The sequence below is a fragment of the Rhodococcus sp. 06-462-5 genome (assembly GCF_002258315.1).
GTDB lineage: Bacteria > Actinomycetota > Actinomycetes > Mycobacteriales > Mycobacteriaceae > Rhodococcoides.
In genome coordinates, this window is sequence record NZ_NOYD01000010.1 from 1 (window position 1) to 20,652 (window position 20,652).

The 20,652-nt window shown below is 64.7% G+C and carries 18 protein-coding genes, 1 tRNA gene, 1 rRNA gene and 1 pseudogene; 20 read left to right on the top strand and 1 reads right to left on the bottom strand.

The features are described from left to right. The 20 genes and pseudogenes from rrf to CH251_RS28220 all read left to right on the top strand — a co-directional run. A 5S ribosomal RNA gene (rrf, locus tag CH251_RS05220) occupies positions 1-97 on the top strand; the annotation flags it as partial. Between the two features lie 73 nt (positions 98-170). Then, on the top strand, positions 171-1,052 hold the full coding sequence (locus CH251_RS05225; RefSeq protein ID WP_082322671.1) for a hypothetical protein: 882 nt from the start codon (positions 171-173) through the stop codon (positions 1,050-1,052). Next, on the top strand, positions 1,049-2,038 hold the full coding sequence (locus tag CH251_RS05230; protein ID WP_094612187.1) for an HAD-IIA family hydrolase: 990 nt from the start codon (positions 1,049-1,051) through the stop codon (positions 2,036-2,038). The genes CH251_RS05225 and CH251_RS05230 overlap by 4 nt, the downstream gene beginning before the upstream one ends. Positions 2,039-2,115: 77 nt before the next feature. Then, positions 2,116-2,358, top strand: a complete 243-nt coding sequence (locus tag CH251_RS05235; RefSeq protein ID WP_094612189.1) for a hypothetical protein — start codon at positions 2,116-2,118, stop codon at positions 2,356-2,358. A gap of 1 nt (position 2,359) precedes the next feature. Next, on the top strand, positions 2,360-3,181 hold the full coding sequence (locus tag CH251_RS05240; RefSeq protein WP_094612191.1) for a TlyA family RNA methyltransferase: 822 nt from the start codon (positions 2,360-2,362) through the stop codon (positions 3,179-3,181). Continuing rightward, on the top strand, positions 3,178-4,143 hold the full coding sequence (locus CH251_RS05245; RefSeq protein WP_094612193.1) for an NAD kinase: 966 nt from the start codon (positions 3,178-3,180) through the stop codon (positions 4,141-4,143). Before CH251_RS05240 ends, CH251_RS05245 begins: the two co-directional genes overlap by 4 nt. 2 nt (positions 4,144-4,145) lie before the next feature. Continuing rightward, positions 4,146-5,915, top strand: coding sequence for a DNA repair protein RecN (gene recN, locus CH251_RS05250; RefSeq protein WP_179275128.1), 1,770 nt, complete (start codon positions 4,146-4,148; stop codon positions 5,913-5,915). 84 nt (positions 5,916-5,999) lie between these two features. Further along, a complete protein-coding gene (gene steA, locus CH251_RS05255) occupies positions 6,000-7,184 on the top strand; it encodes a putative cytokinetic ring protein SteA (RefSeq protein WP_094612249.1) in 1,185 nt (394 codons plus the stop codon). Beyond that, entirely contained in the window at positions 7,181-8,128 is a 948-nt protein-coding gene (locus CH251_RS05260; RefSeq protein WP_094612251.1) for a copper transporter, read from the top strand. Before steA ends, CH251_RS05260 begins: the two co-directional genes overlap by 4 nt. A 150-nt stretch (positions 8,129-8,278) precedes the next feature. Further along, complete coding sequence (locus CH251_RS05265) at positions 8,279-10,012, top strand: CTP synthase (protein WP_094612196.1); 1,734 nt, start codon at positions 8,279-8,281, stop codon at positions 10,010-10,012. After that, positions 10,009-10,641, top strand: coding sequence for an NUDIX hydrolase (locus CH251_RS05270; RefSeq protein WP_094612198.1), 633 nt, complete (start codon positions 10,009-10,011; stop codon positions 10,639-10,641). The genes CH251_RS05265 and CH251_RS05270 overlap by 4 nt, the downstream gene beginning before the upstream one ends. A gap of 5 nt (positions 10,642-10,646) precedes the next feature. Then, positions 10,647-11,561, top strand: coding sequence for a site-specific tyrosine recombinase XerD (gene xerD, locus CH251_RS05275; RefSeq protein ID WP_094612199.1), 915 nt, complete (start codon positions 10,647-10,649; stop codon positions 11,559-11,561). A 146-nt stretch (positions 11,562-11,707) separates the two neighbouring features. Next, positions 11,708-12,634 (top strand): ParA family protein, encoded by a 927-nt coding sequence (locus tag CH251_RS05280; protein ID WP_373454918.1) that lies wholly within the window; start codon positions 11,708-11,710, stop codon positions 12,632-12,634. After that, positions 12,631-13,467, top strand: a complete 837-nt coding sequence (locus CH251_RS05285) for a ScpA family protein (RefSeq protein WP_094612200.1) — start codon at positions 12,631-12,633, stop codon at positions 13,465-13,467. The genes CH251_RS05280 and CH251_RS05285 overlap by 4 nt, the downstream gene beginning before the upstream one ends. Continuing rightward, a complete protein-coding gene (gene scpB / locus CH251_RS05290; protein ID WP_094612202.1) occupies positions 13,464-14,147 on the top strand; it encodes an SMC-Scp complex subunit ScpB in 684 nt (227 codons plus the stop codon). Before CH251_RS05285 ends, scpB begins: the two co-directional genes overlap by 4 nt. A gap of 12 nt (positions 14,148-14,159) precedes the next feature. Beyond that, a complete protein-coding gene (locus CH251_RS05295) occupies positions 14,160-15,356 on the top strand; it encodes a pseudouridine synthase (protein WP_094612203.1) in 1,197 nt (398 codons plus the stop codon). Continuing rightward, positions 15,356-16,039: a (d)CMP kinase gene (gene cmk / locus CH251_RS05300; RefSeq protein WP_094612204.1), complete on the top strand. Its 684-nt coding sequence runs from the start codon at positions 15,356-15,358 to the stop codon at positions 16,037-16,039. The genes CH251_RS05295 and cmk overlap by 1 nt, the downstream gene beginning before the upstream one ends. Next, positions 16,036-17,484, top strand: a complete 1,449-nt coding sequence (gene der, locus CH251_RS05305; protein ID WP_094612206.1) for a ribosome biogenesis GTPase Der — start codon at positions 16,036-16,038, stop codon at positions 17,482-17,484. The genes cmk and der overlap by 4 nt, the downstream gene beginning before the upstream one ends. An 85-nt stretch (positions 17,485-17,569) precedes the next feature. Continuing rightward, positions 17,570-17,643, top strand: a tRNA-Pro gene (locus tag CH251_RS05310). Positions 17,644-18,049: 406 nt separating this feature from the next. Beyond that, positions 18,050-19,193: pseudogene (locus tag CH251_RS28220) on the top strand (integrase). A 56-nt stretch (positions 19,194-19,249) separates the two neighbouring features. Here the strand turns inward: CH251_RS28220 and CH251_RS05320 are convergent. Then, the gene (locus CH251_RS05320) at positions 19,250-20,170 is read right to left on the bottom strand and encodes a hypothetical protein (RefSeq protein ID WP_094612207.1); all 921 of its coding nucleotides are present in this window, start codon (positions 20,168-20,170) and stop codon (positions 19,250-19,252) included. Positions 20,171-20,652: the final 482 nt, after the last annotated feature.

Here is a 20,652-nt window from a genome sequence, read left to right on the forward strand (position 1 = left end):
GGAAACGCCCGGTCCCATTCCGAACCCGGAAGCTAAGCCCTCCAGCGCCGATGGTACTGCACTCGACAGGGTGTGGGAGAGTAGGACACCGCCGAACACCCGTTGTAAGAAGGGGACCCACTTGGTGGGTCCCCTTTTTGCGTTTGTATCGAAATTCCGAAAGGACGCCCGTGTCGGAAGACAACAACGATCGTCGCCCCTCCCGAGGGGACGGCGGCAACCGCCCGAGCGAGTCCCGAGACCGCAACCCCCGCGCTCAGGACCGCCGCGGAGACCCGCGTCGTTCCGACGGTCCTCCCCGCAGACGTGGCGGTGAAGGTGGGTTCTCCGGAGACCGGCGCGGAAACAGCGCGTCGTCCGACCGTCGACCGCCGCGTCCCGATGAGCCGGATCTGCCCGATGAGGTCGAAGCCGGCCAGCTCGAGCCGGCAGTGCGCCGGGATCTGCTGAGCTTGGACAAGAACAATGCCACTGCAGTGGCCCGTCACCTGGTGATGACCAGCAGACTGCTCGACGACGATCCGCAGTTGGCGCTGCTGCATGCGCGCGCTGCTCGTCAGCGAGCCGGCCGCATCGCCGTAGTGCGCGAGACCGCAGGTATCGCGGCGTACCACGCCGGTGAGTGGGCCGAGGCATTGTCCGAGCTTCGCGCCGCCCGACGAATGGCAGGCGGACCGGGTCTGATCGCGGTGATGGCCGACTGCGAGCGCGGACTCGGACGTCCCGAGCGCGCAATCGAACTCGGTCGCAGCGACGAGGCCCGCGAGTTGACCGGCGAGGAAGCGTCGGAGCTTCGAATCGTCGTGGCAGGTGCCCGGATGGACCTGAACCAGTACGACCAGGCCGTCGTCACGCTGCAGACCCCGGACCTCGACGCGTCGCGATCCGGAACCGCTGCCGCTCGGCTGTTCTACGTCTACGCCGATGCGCTGGTTGCGGCAGGTCGCGTCGACGAAGGTGTGAAATGGTTCCTCAACGCTGCGGCAGCCGATGTCGATGGTGAGACCGACGCCGAAGAGCGGGTCGAGGAGCTGTCCGGAGGCAGTCAGTGACGTTGCTACGCGACGCCCACGATGTTCTACTGCTCGACCTGGACGGCACCGTCTATGCCGGCAAGGATCCCATTCCCGGTGCAGTCGAAGCACTGTCGGGTGGCTCCGAGAAGCAGTACTTCGTCACCAACAATGCCAGTCGTGCCCCCGAGGACGTAGCCGAACATCTACGCAGTCTCGGCTTCGCTACCTCGGCAGAGTTCGTCGTCACCAGTTCCGAGGCGGCCGCTCGGGTACTCGCGGGCAAGCTGGACCCGGGTTCACGGGTGCTCGTCGTCGGCACCGACGCATTGGCCGATGAGGTCACCAAGGTCGGTCTGCAGCCGGTCAGGTCTGCCGACGATGATCCCGTGGCCGTGGTGCAGGGTCACTCCGTCGATACGGGCTGGAAGATGCTTGCCGAGGCTGTCCTCGCCATCCGTGCGGGTGCGCTGTGGGTGGCTACGAACATCGATGCCACCTTGCCGACCGAGCGAGGACTCGTGCTGGGGAACGGCTCGATGGTCGCGGCGGTTCGCAACGCCACCGACATCGAGCCCATCGTGGCAGGCAAGCCGGCCGCTCCGATCATGCACGACGCCATCGAGCGCAGCGAAGCACGTTCGGCCCTGGTTGTCGGAGACAGGCTCGACACCGATATCGCTGGAGCGAACGAAATCGGTTTGCCGTCGCTGCTGGTGTTGACCGGCGTGAGTACCGCTGCCGAGTTGCTCCGTGCGCCTCGGCATTTGCGGCCGACTCATATAGGTCCCGATCTCGGAGTCCTGAACAGGGACGAGATCGCGTCGAGCGTCGGCAGCAAGACCGGTTGGACGGTCGGTATCGACAACGAGGTGCTGTCGGTGCGGTACAGCGGGGACGGTACGCCGGATGCGTTCGAGGGTGCGCTCGCCACACTGCACGTGGCCTGGTCCGGCCCGGCCTTCTCGGACGTTCGCTTCGAGGGGGATCGGCTCGGCGATCTGCGTTCGCTGCTCGGGTGCTGACACCGCATTCGACAGCAGCGGTCGGAGGGCGGCGGCGATCGGGCGTTCGTCGTACCCATCCGATAGCGTGAGAGGCGATGAGCGCGTCTATTCCACTACCAGGACAGCACCGGCCGAGCGGTGCCGTCGATGAGTCGTCGGCAGATCCGGACACTGTTCGCACCGAAGTTTCTTCGCTGCTGAATCAGCTCACCATCGAGTCGACGGACGACGAGGGATCCCAGGCTGTGGACTCCGACGCCCTCACGCGCGATGCGAGTCTGCTCGACCGCGCGCACGAGGTACTCGTGCGCGCCCTGACCACCGTCGACAAGACCTGACGTGGCTCGTCGCGCACGTGTCGACGCCGAGCTGGTTCGACGTGGACTCGCCCGATCTCGTGAGCACGCTTCGGAGTTGATCGAAGCAGGCCGGGTCAAGATCGCCGGGACCGTCGCCTCGAAGCCCGCGACCGCCGTGGAACCGGGCACACCGTTGTTGGTGGCAGAAGAAGACAACGAGATCTCGTGGGCCTCCCGCGGTGCCCACAAGTTGCTCGGCGCTCTCGACGCATTCGAGCCGCTCGGCTTGACGGTCGAGCACGCTCGTTGTCTGGACGCAGGGGCATCCACCGGTGGTTTCACCGACGTACTTCTCAGTCGCGGCGTGCGTGAGGTGGTTGCCGTGGACGTGGGATACGGGCAGCTGGTGTGGCGCCTGCAATCCGACGACCGCGTCCACGTCGTCGACCGCACCAACGTTCGGTCGATCGACGCCGAGACGATCGGTGGACCGGTGGACGTGATCGTCGCAGATCTGTCGTTCATCTCGCTGAAGCTCGTTCTTCCCGCATTCGTTGCCTGCTCGAAGCCGGGTACGAACATGGTGTTGATGGTCAAGCCACAGTTCGAGGTCGGCAAGGATCGTGTGGGTGCCGGTGGTGTGGTGCGGGATCCTGCGCTGCGAGCCGAGGCCGTCGAAGATGTGGCGAACTCGGCCGTCGGCTTGAATCTCACTGTCCGAGCTGTCGCGGCAAGCCCGCTGCCGGGGCCGTCGGGCAATGTCGAGTACTTTTTGTGGCTGAGGGCAGGTGCAGGCGAGGACTCGCCGAGCGCCGACATCACGGAACTCGTCCGGCTCGCGATCGAGGAAGGACCACAGTGACTCCGTCCCACGCAGCACCGGAACGGGAGTCGACTCGAGAGATTCTTCTCGTCGCCCATCCTGGTCGACCGGACATCGCCGAAACCGCGCGTCGGGTGGGCAAGGTGTTCGACGAAGCGGGCATCTGCCTTCGCGTGCTCGTGGACGAGGTCGAGCCATCGAAGATCGAAGCCTCCGAAACAGAGGAACACGACCACGTGTTCGTCGCCGACATGAAGCTCAACGTCGTCGATTTCGGACCGGACGCGGCTGTCGGCTGCGAGATGGTTCTCGTTCTCGGCGGTGACGGGACCTTCCTGCGCGCAGCCGAACTCGCGCAAGCAGCGTCCATCCCGGTGCTCGGCATCAACCTCGGCCACGTCGGGTTCCTGGCGGAGGCCGAAGCCGACCACCTCGAAGGTGCACTGGCCCGCGTCATCGCCGGGGATTACCGCATCGAGCAACGCATGACGTTGGACATTGCGATTCGCGTCGGCGACCAGGTGGTCGATCGCGGATGGGCGCTGAACGAAGCCAGCATCGAGAACGGGTCCCGGCTCGGAGTGCTCGAGGTGGTCCTCGAAGTCGACGGTCGACCGGTGTCGGCATTCGGGTGCGACGGCGTGCTGATCTCCACACCGACAGGCTCGACGGCGTACGCGTTCTCGGCCGGCGGACCTGTGGTGTGGCCGGAACTCGAAGCGATCCTGGTCATTCCGAGCAACGCACACGCTTTGTTCGCGCGGCCGCTCGTCACCAGTCCCGAGTCGATCGTCGCGGTCGAGATCGATGCCGGCGGACACGCGGGATTCGTATTCTGCGATGGCAGGCGGACATTGAGCCTGCCGGCGGGCGCTCGCGTCGAGGTGGTTCGGGGAGCGTCACCGATCAAATGGGTTCGACTCGATTCGGCACCGTTCGCCGATCGCATGGTCAAGAAATTCGAACTGCCCGTGACCGGGTGGCGGGGGAGAGCGAGGTAGGAATGCTCGAAGAGATTCGGATCGACAGCCTCGGAGTCATTTCCGGTGCCAGCGCACAGTTTCACGAGGGGCTGACCGTACTCACCGGCGAGACCGGTGCCGGTAAGACCATGGTGGTCACCAGTCTGCACCTGTTGTCGGGTGCCCGCGCCGACGCAGGCCGGGTTCGACTCGGCGCGCAGCGTGCTGTGGTCGAGGGGCGATTCAGTACCGATACCGCGTCGGAGCAGGTGATCGATGACGTCGACAAGGTACTCGAGTCCTCGGGAGGTCAACGCGACGAGGACAATTCGATCATCGCCGTCCGTACCGTCAACTCGGACGGTCGCTCTCGTGCGCACCTCGGTGGGCGCAGCGTGCCCGCATCGGTGCTGTCGAACTTCACCGACTCGTTGCTGACGGTGCACGGTCAGAACGACCAGTTGCGTCTGCTGCGTCCCGATCAGCAACTCGCCGCCCTGGACAGATTCGCCGGGGATACGGTGGCGTCTCTGGTCTCGAAGTATTGCACCGCGCGCAAGACGTGGCTCGATGCTCGCAACGAGTTGATCGACCGCACCGAACGCAGCCGCGAACTGGCGCAGGAGGCCGACCGGCTGCAGTTCGGCCTACAGGAGATCGACTCCCTGGCTCCGGAGCCGGGCGAGGACCGCTCCGTGGCCGAGGACGTGCGACGGCTGGGCGACCTCGATTCGTTGCGTGAGACCGCGGAAGGTGCCTCGGCTGCACTCGTCGGGAGTACCGAAGAGGCGTCGGACACTGCGTCCGCGCTGTACCTGCTGGGCGAGGCTCGCTCTCGCCTCGAACACGCCGAGGACGCGGCTCTGACCGAGCTGCTGCCGCGACTGAACGACGCGATGGCGATCGTGGGCGACATCGGCGCAGACCTCACCTCGTATCTGGCGGATCTGCCGTCCGATCCGGGTGCGCTCGACGCGATCCTCAATCGGCAGGCCGAGCTGAAGTCGTTGACGCGCAAGTACGCCGCCGATGTCGACGGGGTCATCGCATGGGCGGAGGACGCCCGTGAGCGGCTCTCGCACATCGACACCTCGGCCGATGCTCTCGCTGTGCTGAGCGCCAAGGTCGACGCGGCTGCGGTCGACGTCGCGGCGACTGCGTCGAAGCTCAGTGCGGCCCGTGCGAAGGCCGCGGTGAAGCTCTCGAAGGCGGTCAGCGTCGAGCTGGCGGGATTGGCGATGGGAAAAGCCAAGCTGCAGATCGATGTTCGCGTACTTGCCGCCGGGCCGTCCGACACGGCTCCGATCGTCGTCGACGGGGCCGAACTGCATGCGGGCAGCAATGGCGTCGACGAGGTCGAGTTTCGTCTGTCCGCGCACGACGGTGCCCAGGCGCTTCCGATCAGCAAGAGTGCGTCGGGTGGTGAGCTGTCGCGGGTGATGTTGGCACTCGAAGTGGTGCTGGCGGGCTCGGACAAGGGCGCGACGATGGTCTTCGACGAGGTCGACGCCGGGGTGGGTGGCCGGGCGGCCGTCGAGGTCGGTCGCCGACTCGGCCGATTGGCTCGCACGCACCAGGTCATCGTGGTCACCCACTTGCCTCAGGTCGCAGCGTTTGCCGATACGCACCTGGTGGTCGACAAGACCGATGCGAAGAAGGGTGCGGCGAACAGTGGGGTTCGGACGCTGTCCTCGTCGGAGCGCGTTGTCGAGCTCGCGAGGATGCTCGCGGGTCTGGACGACACGGAGACCGGTCGGGCGCATGCCGAGGAGCTGCTGGCCACCGCAAACGCCGATCGAGCCGCGCTGTAACTTTTGGTGCTGATGTGATCAGTGTGGTAGTTGTTTCGGCGCGCCTCCATCGCCGGGCGTGTCGATCGGGTCATCATGGTTCTCATGAAGATGCCGGCTCTGCTGTCACGTAGTCAGGATTCGCTGCCCGGAATCACCGGTATCGCGCGAGTCGATCGCAACACGGCCAAGCTCCTCAAACGGGTCGGCCCCGGTGACATCGTCGTGCTCGACGAGCTCGACCTGGACCGCCTGACCGCCGATGCACTCGTCGAGGCCGGGGTGCTCGCGGTCGTCAACGCATCGCCCTCGATCTCCGGTCGCTACCCGAACCTGGGTCCAGAGGCCATCGTGGCCAACGGGATCACCTTGATCGACTCGGCCGGCACCGAGATCTTCAAGAAGATCAAGGACGGCACCAAGATTCGTCTCAACGACGGCGGTGTCTACACCGGCGATCGGCGCCTCGCCAAGGGGGAGGAGCAGAGCGAAGCCGAGATCTCGGACAAGATGATCGAGGCCAAGACGGGTCTGGTCGACCATCTCGAAGCGTTCTCGGGCAATACGATCGAGTTCATCCGAACCGAGAGTCCGCTGCTCATCGACGGCGTCGGAGTACCGGACATCGACATCGACCTCAAGGGTCGCCATGTGGTGATCGTGGCCGACGGCCCCGGTCACGCCGAGGATCTGAAGAACCTCAAGCCGTTCATCAAGGAGTACTCGCCCGTCATCATCGGCGTCGGCGCGGGTGCCGACACCGCGATGAAGGCGGGTCATCGCCCCGACCTCATCGTCGGCGATCCCGAGGACGTCACGGCGCAGACGCTCAAATGCGGTGCAGAGGTGGTTCTTCCGGCGGATTCCGACGGACATGCGCAGGGTCTCGAACGCATTCAGGATCTCGGTATCGGTGCCATGACGTTCCCGGCCACCGGTGCCGCTGCCGATCTCGCGCTGTTGTTGGCCGATCATCACGGGGCCTCACTGATCGTGTCGGTCGGTAGCCCGGCCAGCCTGGACGAGTTCTTCGATCGTGGTCGACGCAACACCAACCCGGCGGCATTCATGACGCGTCTGAAGGTCGGTGCCAAGTTGGTCGACGCCAAAGCTGTTGCGACGCTGTATCGCAGCCGGGTGTCCGGCGGTGCGATCGCGCTGTTGATTCTGGCTGCGCTCGTTGCTGTGATCGTGGCGTTGGCCGTGTCCAACATCGGCGGTGAAGCGCTGGATTGGGCAATCGATCTGTGGAACCGGTTCGCTCTGTGGTTCCAGGGGTTGCTTTCGTGATTTCGCTTCGCCAACATGCCATTTCGCTGGCTGCGGTCTTCGTGGCACTGGCCATCGGCATCGTGCTCGGTTCGGGTCTGCTCTCGAGCGGACTGGTTTCCGGCCTTCGAGACGACAAGACCGGTCTCGAAACTCAGGTGGACGATCTGCAGGCGACCAACAATCAGCTCGGCGAGCAGCTGAACTCTGCCGACGGCTTCGACGCTGCGGTGTCGGGCCGGGTTCTGCGAGACGCGTTGGTCGATCGTTCCGTCGTGGTCATCACTACTCCTGACGCCGATCCTGGTGACGTCGACGGTGTCACACGGTCGATCGGAGCGTCGGGTGCCACCGTCACCGGTCGGGTGTCGCTGACCGATTCGTTCGTCTCCGCTGCGAACGGTGACGATCTTCGTACTCGCCTGACCAACGTCATTCCCGCCGGCGTGCAGTTGCGCACCGGCGCGGTGGACCAGGGCAGCCTCGCCGGAGACCTGCTGGGTTCGGTGCTGCTGCTCAACGCAGAGACAGCCCAGCCGCAGTCGACTCCCGAGGAGCTCTCGCTGGCGCTCGAGACGCTGCGCAGCGGCGGGTTCATCGCCTACGACAACGGTGCCGTCGCGCCCGCTCAATTGGCAGTGGTCGTCACCGGTTCCGGTACCTCGGACGTGGAGGACGGCAATCGCGGTGCCATCGTCGCGCGGTTCGCGGGCGCACTCGACTCACGCGGTGCAGGCGCGGTACTGGCGGGCCGATCCGGCGCAGCAGAGGGCAACGGTTCCATCGCCGTCGTGCGAGCCGATTCGGCGCTGTCGTCGGCTCTGAGCACAGTCGACAACGTCGACCGTGAAGCAGGACGGATCACCACTGTTCTCGCGTTGGCGGAGCAGCTGGACGGGGCGTCGGGCCGTTACGGCACCGGACCCAACGCGAACGCCGTCACCGTCGGAGCGCCGGCGAGCTGATCGTCGTCGGAACGAGCGTGTCGTTGGCGGTGAGGTAGGTACTGGTGTTACCGTGAAGTCCCGTGGGTAGCAGGCCCAATTTCCACGCTTCACCTCTCTTATCAGCCCCCTGATAGGAGCAAGCCCTGCAGACTCGTCACGGGAGCCTCATTGTCACGCCTTCAGTCGCGTTCCGACACCAAGCACATTTTCGTCAGCGGGGGCGTCGCGTCCTCGCTCGGAAAAGGCCTGACGGCTTCCAGCCTCGGCCAGCTACTGACCGCACGCGGACTGCGCGTGACCATGCAGAAGCTCGATCCCTACCTCAATGTCGATCCCGGCACGATGAACCCGTTCCAGCACGGTGAGGTCTTCGTCACCGAGGACGGCTCCGAGACCGACCTCGACGTCGGACACTACGAGCGATTCCTCGACCGCGATCTGTCCGGTTTCGCCAACGTCACCACCGGCCAGGTCTATTCGACGGTCATCGCCAAGGAGCGTCGCGGCGAGTACCTGGGCGACACCGTCCAGGTCATCCCGCACATCACCGACGAGATCAAGCGTCGCATTCTCGCGATGAACGGCCCGGACCTGCAGGGGCACCAGCCGGACGTCGTGATCACCGAAATCGGCGGTACCGTCGGCGATATCGAGTCGCAGCCGTTCCTCGAAGCAGCGCGTCAGGTGCGCCACGACGTCGGCCGCAACAACGTGTTCTTCCTGCACGTGTCGTTGGTTCCGTTCCTGGCTCCGTCCGGTGAACTCAAGACCAAGCCCACCCAGCACTCGGTCGCGGCACTGCGCAGCATCGGTATTCAGCCCGACGCGTTGATCCTGCGTTGCGACCGGGACGTGCCGCCGGGACTGAAGAACAAGATCGCGCTCATGTGCGACGTCGACGTCGACGGCTGCATTTCCACGCCCGACGCGCCGTCGATCTACGACATTCCCAAGGTGCTGCACAAGGAAGGCCTGGACGCGTACGTCGTCCGTCAGCTCGGTCTGCCGTTCCGGGATGTCGACTGGACCATCTGGGGTGGACTGCTCGAGCGCGTCCACCAGCCGCGTGAAACCGTGCGCGTCGGCCTGGTCGGCAAGTACGTGGACCTGCCCGACGCCTACCTGTCGGTCACCGAGGCGCTGCGTGCAGGCGGATTCGCGCACCGGGCCAAGGTCGAGATCAAGTGGGTTCCGTCCGACGAGTGCTCGACGCCTGCGGGGGCGCAGGCCGCGTTGGGCGATGTCGATGCCGTCCTCATTCCCGGCGGCTTCGGTATCCGCGGTATCGAGGGCAAGCTCGGTGCCATCGAGTTCGCACGTACGCGCAAGATTCCGTTGCTGGGGTTGTGCCTCGGGTTGCAGTGTGTCGTCATCGAGGCGGCTCGTTCGGTCGGTCTGACCGACGCCAATTCCGCCGAGTTCGACCCGGACACCAAGGATCCGGTGATTTCCACGATGGCCGATCAGGAAGACGCCGTCGCCGGTGACGCCGATCTCGGTGGCACGATGCGCCTCGGTGCCTACCCGGCGACCCTGCAGAAGGGTTCGGTCGTCGCAGCGTCGTACGGCACCGAGACCGTCTCGGAGCGCCACCGTCATCGCTACGAGGTCAACAACGACTACCGGGATCGAATTGCCAAGAGCGGCTTGGTGTTCAGCGGTACTTCTCCGGACGGCCACCTGGTCGAGTTCGTCGAGCTGCCTGCGTCGGTGCACCCGTTCTTCGTGGCCACGCAGGCGCATCCGGAGCTCAAGAGCCGGCCCACCCGTCCGCATCCGCTGTTCGCGTCGCTGATCAATGCGGCGCTGAAGTACAAGGCCGCGGAGCGTCTGCCGGTCGACGTGCACGGAGATACGGTTCAGACGGAGGAGGCGGACGCCGCCGCCGAGACCGTCGGATGAGCGAGCCCCGGCACGAGTTCACCACCCTCGACTCGACGGTGCCGTACTCCGGTGCGATTCTTGCGCTCCGGCTCGATCAGGTCTCGATGCCGAACGGTCGTCAGGCCGAGCGTGAGGTGATCGAGCATCACGGCGCGGTCGGGATCCTCGCCGTCGACGATCAGGATCGTGTGGTGATGATCGAGCAGTACCGGCATCCCGTCGGTCGTCGACTGTGGGAGTTGCCTGCCGGTCTGTTGGACGAGCCGGGGGAGCAGCCGGTGCTGGCGGCCCAGCGTGAGCTCGCCGAGGAAACCGGGCTCGCCGCGCAGACGTGGTCGGTTCTGGTCGATGTGCTCGCCTCGCCCGGGTTCACCGACGAGGCCGTGCGGATCTTCCTCGCTCAGGGCCTGACCGAGGTCGATCGGCCCGAGGCACACGACGAGGAAGCCGACATCGAACTCTCCTACGTGCCGATGGACGAGGCTGTCCGTCGCGCGCTGTCAGGGGAGATCGTCAACGCGTCCGCCGTTGCGGGCGTTCTCGCGTTCGCTGCGGCGCGCGCCGCCGGTACCGAACTGCGCCCGGCCGATGCCCCGTGGCCCGATCTGCCGACGGCATTCGAGAAGCGGAAGAGTTCACGAAAGTAGCGACCGTGATCGGCCAGCAGATTCAGACGTATCTCGACCATCTGGTGGTCGAGCGCGGGTCGGCACCGAACACTGTGTCGTCCTACCGTCGCGATCTGGTGCGGTACGCGCGCTTCCTCAGCGGCTACGGCATCACCGATCTGGCGAAGGTCGCCGAGAACGACATCACCGAGTTCGTGCTCTATCTGCGGCGCGGTGATGACGAATTCCCCGCTCTCGCAGCGAGTTCGGCTGCTCGGACGTTGATCGCGGTACGGGGTCTGCACAGGTTCGCGCTCGCGGAGGGCATGGTCGAGCGCAACGTCGCGAGCGAGGTCAAGCCGCCCCAGCCGGCGAAGCGATTGCCGAAGTCGCTACCCGTCGATCAGGTGGTGGCGTTGCTCGAATCGGCGTCGATCGCCGGTCCCGATGCCCCGCGCGGACTGCGGGATCGGGCCCTGCTGGAATTGCTGTATTCCACCGGGGCTCGTATCTCCGAGGCAGTCGGGCTCGACGTCGACGACATCGACACCGAGGCCCGCTCGGTGCTGCTGCGAGGCAAAGGCGGCAAGCATCGCGTCGTCCCGGTCGGGCGACCTGCGATCGAGGCCGTCGACGCGTATCTGGTGCGCGGACGACCGGGGCTGGTCTCGCGCTCGAATCCTGCGCTGTTCCTCAACGTCCGGGGCGGCAGGTTGTCTCGGCAGAGTGCGTGGCAGGTGCTCCAGGACTCCGCACAAAGGGCCGGAATCACCGCGGGGGTCTCGCCGCACGTCCTTCGGCATTCGTTCGCCACTCATCTGCTCGACGGTGGTGCCGACGTCCGCGTCGTGCAGGAGCTGTTGGGGCATGCATCGGTGACGACGACGCAGATCTACACTCTCGTCACCGTCAACACGCTGCGTGAAGTGTGGGCGGGAGCGCATCCACGGGCCCGTTAGCACGAGGCCGGCGACCGTGCGTCAGCGTGTCCGATGACATTGCACGAGCGTCAAGCGGTAGCGTTTGCGTGAACTACTCGAAGACGAACGGGACAGGGGAGCGCTGGAACGTGTCGACACCGCAGCCGCCAGCGGCGGAGTCAGGCTTGGATCATCCACATCTCGACGGCGCCCTGTTCCAGACGCGTCAACCGGAATCCAGTCGGGAGACACGCGACATCATCCCCGCGCCGAACGAGCTCGGGCCCACCGGTCGCAAGACCAGGGCCGTCCCCGATCCGCAACCGTTGGCCGGTCACGGCCCGGCCAAGATCATCGCGATGTGCAACCAGAAGGGTGGCGTCGGCAAGACGACGTCGACCATCAATCTCGGTGCCTCGTTGGCCGGCTACGGCCGTCGAGTGCTGCTCGTGGATCTCGACCCGCAGGGCGCACTGTCCGCGGGATTGGGCGTCGCGCATCACGAGCTCGATCTGACGGTCTACAACCTCCTCGTCGAAGCGAAGGTCTCTGCCGACGACATCATCATGCGCACTCGCGTCGACAACCTCGATCTGATGCCCAGCAACATCGATCTCTCCGCAGCCGAGATTCAGCTGGTCACCGAGGTCGGCCGGGAGCAGACACTCGGGCGGGTGCTGCATCCGATTCTCGATCGCTACGACTACGTCCTCATCGACTGCCAGCCGTCTCTCGGCCTGTTGACGGTCAACGCGCTCACGTGTGCCGACGAAGTGCTGATTCCCATGGAGTGCGAGTACTTCAGCCTCCGCGGACTGGCGTTGCTCAACGACACCGTCGAGAAAGTGCGCGATCGGCTCAACCCACGTCTGAAGTTGGCCGGCATCGTGGTGACGATGTTCGACGCTCGCACTCTGCACTCGCGTGAGGTGATGACGCGAGTGGTCGAGGTGTTCGGCGACGTCGTCTACGACACGGTGATCACCCGCACCGTCCGATTCCCGGAAACCAGTGTGGCCGGTGAGCCGATCACCACCTGGGCTCCGAAATCCGGCGGCGCACAGGCGTACCGCGCCCTTGCGCGCGAGGTGATCTACCGGTCGGGTCCGTGACCGTCGACGCAACCGACGAGGCCCCGATCGAGGTTCCGGCCGACGCGGATCCGTCGAAATTTCGGGTGCGGCTGCTCAACTTCGAGGGCCCGTTCGATCTGTTGCTGTCGCTGATCAGTCAGCACCGCATGGACGTCACCGAAGTGGCGTTGCACACCGTCACCGACGATTTCATCTCGTTCACCAAGTCGCTCGGTGCCGACGTCGGCCTCGACCAGACGACGGAATTTCTCGTCGTTGCCGCGACATTGCTCGATCTCAAGGCAGCTCGGTTGCTGCCCTCGGGTGATGTGGAGGACGCCGAGGATCTGGCGCTGCTCGAAGTTCGAGATCTACTGTTCGCGCGGCTACTCCAATACCGGGCCTACAAACAGGTCGCTCTGCTGTTCGGTGAGCTGGAAGCTGCTGCGCTGCGGCGTTATCCGCGATCGGTGTCGGTGGAGGACAGGTACGCCGATCTGATTCCCGAGGTGCTGCTCGGCGTCGACCCGGCCACGTTCGCCGACATCGCCGCTGCCGCTTTTCGGCCCAAGCCGATTCCTCAGGTGGGGCTCGATCACATCCATCAGCACGCAGTTTCGATTCCCGAGCAGGCGGCGTGGCTGCTCGAGAATCTGCAGGGCCGAGGCCTCAACGAGTGGGCGTCGTTCTCGGAGTTGGTGCAGGACTGCGAGGTGCAGGTCGAAATAATCGCGCGATTCCTGGCGTTGCTGGAGTTGTTCCGGCAACAGGTGATCGCCTTCGAGCAGCCCGAGCCGCTCGGCGATCTTCGAGTGAGTTGGACCGGTAAGGACGAAGGACCCATCGTGGTCACGGAAGAGGACTACGCATGAGTGTCGACCCGGAACTCGAGCTCGAGGACGCCGAAAGTTCCGAGGAGCTCGACGACGCGACCCTCTCCTCGGCTCTGGAAGCTGTGTTGCTGATCGTCGACACACCGGCCTCGGACGAGCAGCTCGCCTCGGCCGTGGGTGCGTCGGTCGCCCGCGTGCGCGCGGCATTGACGGCGATGGCCGCGGCACTGACCGAACGAACCAGCGGAATCGACCTCCGCTACGCCGGCGACGGTTGGCGTTTCTACACCCGAACCGCCTATGCGCCGTACGTCGAACGGCTGCTTCTGGACGGCGCTCGGTCCAAGCTCACACGCGCGGCATTGGAAACCCTGGCCGTGATCGCATATCGTCAACCGTTGACCCGCGCGCGAGTCAGCGCCGTGCGAGGAGTCAATGTCGATGGAGTGATGCGTACGTTGCTCGCCCGTGGACTGATCTCCGAAGCAGGAACCGACCCGGAGACGAACGGCACGATGTACTGCACCACCGAGTTGTTCCTCGAACGGCTCGGGCTCGCATCGCTCGGTGATCTACCCGAACTGGCGCCGCTGTTGCCGGGTGTGGACCTGATCGACGAGATCAGTGACAGCATGGACACCGACCCGAGAATGACCCGCTCCACCAAGAACCGCGGATCGAAACCCGATCCGGCAGCCGAGCTCGACTCGGACGACTGATAGGTAAGACAAGTGAACAAGCCCGCTCGCCGTGATGGCACACCGGACCGTAACAAGAGACAAGACCCACGCAGGAAGCCGACCGCAGGTAGGTCGGACACTCCGCGTGACGCACGCCGCGGAGATCGCACCCGCGACGATGCGCCCCGTGACGGCGCTCCCCGCGCCGGGGGACCTCGCACTGGAGCCCCGCGTACCGGGGGACCCCGCGCAGGCGCACCACGCACCGGAGCCCCTCGTACGGGAGCCCGACCTGCCCCTCGCCGTGGCGTCGAGCAGGAAGAATCCTTCGATCACAAGCCTGTCGAGACCGGCGTGAACGACCGTAGCAACGACGCCGTTCCTCGCAAGAAGCCGTCGCGTCCCAAGCCGCCGAAGCCGCAGAAGAAGCAGGTTCCGTCGACCACGATCAGCAACGCCAAGCCGGCGAAGCATCAGCACACCGATTCCTCACCGCGCAAGCACGTGCCCGTCGGTGAAGGCGTTCGGTTGCAGAAGGTTCTCGCGCAGGCCGGCGTCGCATCGCGTCGTGCCGCCGAGGAACTGATTGCCGACGGCCGCGTCGAGGTCGACGGACGAATCGTCACCGAACAGGGCATCCGCATCGATCCGAACATCGCTGTGGTCCGTGTCGACGGCACTCGTGTGGTCGTGAAGGAAGAATTGGTTCACCTCGCGATGAACAAGCCGCGTGGATGGCAGTGCACCATGTCCGACGATCTGGGACGCCCGTGCGTCGGAGACATCGTCTCCGAGCGGGTCCAGGCGGGGCAGCGACTGTTCCACGTCGGCCGCCTCGATGCCGACACCGAGGGCCTGTTGCTCTTCACCAACGACGGTGATCTTGCTCACCGCCTGATGCACCCGTCGTTCGAGGTGTCGAAGACCTACCTCGCGACGTTGTCGGGCACCATTCCCCGCACGCTCGGCAAGCAGCTGCGTGAAGGCGTCACCCTCGACGACGGCCCGGTGAAGGTCGACGGCTTCCAGCTGCTCGACATCTCGGACGGCAAGTCGCTCGTCAAGGTGACCCTGCACGAGGGCCGCAAGCACATCGTGCGTCGGCTGTTCGACAAGGTCGGCTTCCCGGTCGGACGCCTCGTGCGTACCGATGTCGGCAACATCGTGCTCGGCGATCAGCGTCCGGGAACACTGCGTGTTCTCGGTCGCGGCGAGATCGGCAAGCTCTACGAATCCGTGGGCCTGTGATGAGTGCGCTCGTCGTGGCGATGGACGGGCCCTCGGGCACCGGCAAGTCGTCGGTATCGCGCCGGCTCGCGTCGGCACTGGAAGCGAGCTACCTCGACACCGGAGCGATGTACCGCGTCGCGACGGTATGGGTGCTGCGCTCGGGCGTCGAGCCCACCGATGCAGACGCCGTTGCGAAAGCTGTTGCGGCGCTTCCCCTCGAGATCGGCAAGGACCCGCTGTCCGAGACCGTTCTGCTCGACGGTGAAGATGTCAGCGGCGAAATCCGCGGCGATGCAGTCACCAAGGCCGTCTCTGCCGTGTCCGCAGTGCCTGCGGTGCGCGAGCTCTTGGTGCAGATGCAGCGCGACCTTGCGAGCTCGTCGACGCGAATCGTGGTGGAGGGCCGCGACATCGGCACCGTCGTTCTTCCCGACGCCGACGTGAAGGTGTTCCTGACTGCCTCACCGGAAGCGCGGGCAGAGCGTCGCAACAAGCAGAACATCGAACAGGGTCGCGTAGACGACTACGAATCCGTGCTCGCGGACGTGCAACGCCGCGATCACGCAGATTCGACGAGAGCAGTGTCACCGCTTCGTCCCGCCGAGGATTCGGTGATCGTCGATACCAGCGAGCTGGATCTCGACGGCGTGATCGAGCGTTTGCTGCTCGTGGTGAACGACAGAAGTGGAGCAGTGCAGTGAGTGAAGAATTCTTCTCAGGCGCAGCGGAAGCCGCGGGCGACGGAACATGGAGCGACGAGGGCGAGTGGGAGTACGTCGACCTCAACGAGGGCGAAGACGGCGAAGATGCCGTAGCCGTACCGACTCTCGCCGTGGTGGGCCGACCGAACGTCGGCAAGTCGACGCTCGTCAACCGCATCATCGGGCGACGCGAAGCAGTGGTCGAGGACGTTCCCGGCGTCACCCGCGACCGGGTGTCGTACGAGGCGAACTGGAGTGGTCGACGCTTCCTGGTGCAGGACACCGGCGGTTGGGAACCCGACGCCAAGGGCCTGCAGGCATCCGTTGCGCGCCAAGCCGAATTGGCCATGCACACCGCCGACGCGATCCTGCTGGTCGTCGACGCGCGGGTAGGTTCGACGACGACGGACGAGGCAGTGGCGCGAGTGCTGCGCCGGTCGAAGACTCCGGTTCTGTTGGTGGCCAACAAGGTCGACGACGGACGCACCGAGTCCGAGGTCGCCGCACTGTGGTCGCTGGGTCTGGGGGAGCCGTTGTCGGTTTCCGCGACTCACGGCCGCGGTACCGGTGATCTGCTGGACCGTGTGCTCGAGGCCTTGCCCGAGACGCCGCGTGAGGGCATCCCCGGTGGGGGACCCAGGCGTGTCGCACTGGTCGGCAAGCCGAACGTGGGCAAGTCGTCGCTGATCAACAAGCTCTCGGGTGACGAGCGCTCGGTGGTGCACGATGTTGCCGGAACCACTGTCGATCCCGTCGACTCGTTGGTCGAATTGGGCGGCAAGACATGGCGATTCGTCGATACCGCTGGACTGCGCAAGCGTGTCAGCCATGCCAGTGGTGCCGAGTTCTACGCGTCGCTGCGGACGAAGTCTGCTATCGAGGCCGCCGAGGTCGCGATTCTGCTTCTCGATGCCTCCGAGGTGATCTCGGAGCAGGACATGCGCGTGCTCAGCATGGTCGCCGATGCCGGCCGAGCGTTGGTGTTGGCGTTCAACAAGTGGGACCTGGTGGACGACGATCGTCGTCAGCAGCTCGAGAAGGAGATCGACCGCGATCTCGCTCGGGTGCCCTGGGCGCAACGAGTGAACATCTCGGCGCAGACGGGCCGTGCGGTGCAGAAGCTCGTGCCTGCGCTCGAGACGGCTCTGGAGTCGTGGGACAAGCGTGTGCCGACCGGACGCCTCAACACGTGGCTCAAGGAGGTCGTGGCGGCCACTCCGCCGCCGATGCGTGGCGGACGTCTGCCACGAATCATGTTCGCGACGCAGGCCAGCACTCGGCCGCCGACGTTCGTGCTGTTCACCACCGGCTTCCTCGAGGCCGGCTACCGCCGATTCATCGAGCGGCGACTGCGTGAGGAGTTCAACTTCGACGGCAGCCCCGTGCGCGTCTCGGTGCGTATCCGCGAGAAGCGGGAACGGCCGGGCAAGGGCAACAACCGCTGATGTAGCCCGGCCCCGCCCCTGAGCAGGCGATTTCCTCTCAGGGGTAGGGCTGGGGTAATCTCAGCAAGCGCCTTTCGAGGCGCGGCGGGCTGTGGCGCAGCTTGGTAGCGCACTTGACTGGGGGTCAAGTGGTCGCAGGTTCAAATCCTGTCAGCCCGACACATTGCAGTTTAAAAGCGGTTCCGAAGAAATTCGGGGCCGCTTTTTTGGGCCCAGAATAGGGCTCCGTGCCGCTCAGTGTCACTACTCGATCCTTAGTTGATTTTCGGAGTCCACAGATGTCCGCCTCGACCGCCCTAACTGAGCCGAGGTTTCGGACGCTTCGACCGGCGTGAATCTCGAATCCCGGATCAACCTCTTGTGGGAACCGTTCGATCCCTGACGGCGGTCAGCCACCCGCGTTCGCGTCGACCGATCTGGACCCGTATGCCGGGTAATTCGACCGACCTTGCAATGGCCGATGTCAGCCTCGTAAATTGCATTTTCCGCACCATGCAAGCTAAAACGCCCGGTCAGCACAGTTTTGCTCTGCAGTCGTGTCGGTGACCTGCGCTAGGCTGCTTCCATGGACTTCCGGCCAGGCCGCGCACCTGCGGTGAGCACTGTCGAGGGCACCGTGGGCGGCAGATCGTTGCTGTCGGCCAGGATTCCGCCCGCCTTCGCGAAGCGGAGCGTGAGTGCCGTGGAGTCGTACGCGCAGGACCTACGCGGCCCTTCACTAGCTGGTGCGAAACGAACGGTCACGTGACGCTGCCGGCGCACCCCATCACTGTTGCCGCGTATCTCGTCGATGCCGCCGACACCCGAACCGAAGCAGGAGAGCGGGCCTAGGCCGTTGCCACCTTCGGCACGTGGATCGCCGCGATCAACCATCAACACCCCATAACCGGGCATCTCTCGCCGTCCGCGCACGAACTGGTCACCGCGACTTTGTCGGGGATTCGGCGTGAGTACGCCGCCGCGGGGGACCGACCCCGCGGACCACGCGATCCGCTCCTCGTCGATGACATCAAACTCCTCGTCGGGGCCGCCCGAGAACGATGCCGAGGCTGGGCCGATAAGGTCCTCGAACGCCGCGACTCCGCGATCCTGCTCCTCGGGTTCGCCGGCGCTTACCGCCGCAGCGAGTTGTCGGAGATGGTGTGCGGGGACGTCACGGTGCATCGGCACGACGGCCTCCACATCCAGTTACGGAAATCGAAGACCGACCAAGAGGGCAGGGGAGCGGTGAAGCACTGCCGTACACCGAGTCCCGTGAGACCTGCCCACCCTGCGCGTACGTCCGATGGGTCCAGGTCGTGGCCGCGTTCGACGCTGGTGGAAGGCCATCCGTCATCCGCCTACTCCGAAAGCCTGAAGCGTTCACCGAGCACGTGTGCCGCGGGGGAGTACCCCGTACCGCCGCCTGCGCACCGCTGCTTCGGGCGGTGGCCAAAAATGGCAACCTCGGTATCACCGCACTGTCTGGGGCCGCGATCCATCAAACTATCCGGTGCCGTGCCGAACAAGCCGGCTTCGACCCCGCCGAGCTAGCCAAGCTAGGTGGGCACTCCCTCCGCGCTGGCTTCGTCACCCAAGGCACTCGCAACGGTGCAGACGGAACCGCCTTCGCCCGCCAGACCGGACATGCCAGCCTCGACTCCGTCAAGGTGTACCGGCGGGAACACGCTCCTCTCGTTGGGAATGCCGTCAACGAAATTGGCTTATAGCCAGTCCACCACCATCACGCGGTCAGTGAATCGACATCCCACCCTAGGAAGTAGGTTCACCTGTTCGGTTGCGGGTCCGGCGTCGAATCAACCGTCACTGTTTGTGACAGATAGTCGACAGTCGAACGAACATAGCCGCACGAATCCAGTAAGTCCGACCATTCCCGACCTTCCTGGCCTGCGCCGAGTCGACGGTTTGTCTGAGCAAGGACATCCGCGGGATCGAGGGCCCACAGCTCGCACAATCGCCGACTCGCCGAAAGTGTCGCATCGAGCGCGAATCTCAGATTTCTGAGCGTGACGACCCGGGCGTAATTGGTACCTTTCTGCTCTTGAATCACCGAAAGAGTCAGCCAAACAGCGTTGCCGTGAGTAGGGCGGCTTAGCTCGTCGTAAGCGAGAACGTCCTTGAACTGACTCTCGATCAACTTTCGTGAGCTGCTAGCTGATTGTTTGGGAAGATTTTGAAACGTCTTGGACGTCCGCGCACGCCAACCCTGCCATGCGGCGATAAGCTGACGAGCACCAAGCTCATTTGATGACTTGTACTCGCTAAGGGAAGCAACGATCAACGCATGCGCACGTAAAATTCGCAGCCTCCATCCGATCGACGGGTCCGCCAGAAACATGGCTTTCGACGCATGTTCGGCAGTGACGCGCGCCAGTGCGCCCGACCCGACGTGCATGGGAAAGTCCCGGCCAACCAGCTCACAGCACGACAACAGGGCGTCACCTGCTGAAATCAAGTAGAACTTTGCGAGGCGGTGCGAAGACAAGAGTGGGTCGACGACATCCCCGTCATCACCGACATATCGGTCGATCTCGTCAAGAGATGACTCGTTCGGCTCACGGTAGATAGCGGTGAATCGTGTTGTATCGAGCGCGAAGTGGGCAACGGATTGACCGATGTTAGAAGCCGCCACTGCAAACTGTCGGATTTCTTCCAGAGACAGGCCCTGCTGCGCTGACGATGTCATGTACTCAAGAATATGGTTACGCCGACATGTCGCATCTCCAGTGCTTGGATAACGGCAGCGTCAGCGTCAGCGAATTCGGTCGCGATGCACTTCGCACAAGCGCGGACGCCCAGGCGAGACCGACAGCAGTGCCTCATCGTACCGCTCTCTCCCGCGCCAGACCATCTTCCTTGCACTCGTTGCTCAGTCGTGCGGGCGCAGAAACCTCGCATTATATCCGACCTATATCGTCGGTTCGGGTGGTTCCACCTGAACTGTGGTGGATACTTGGACTCCCATATCGGCAGCTCAGAGTGTATACGGATGCATGCCGGTCCGTGAATCCGTGTTAGTTACTACCAGGAGGTTAAGGGTTCGAATCCCTTCGGGCGCAGGAGACAACCCCCGAACTGCTGTTATACGCAAGCTGTGCGGTGGACGTTTATGTGACCGATCTCAACTTCAGTTGGCACCGCTTGTGTCAGCGGTTTCGCGCAGAGTAC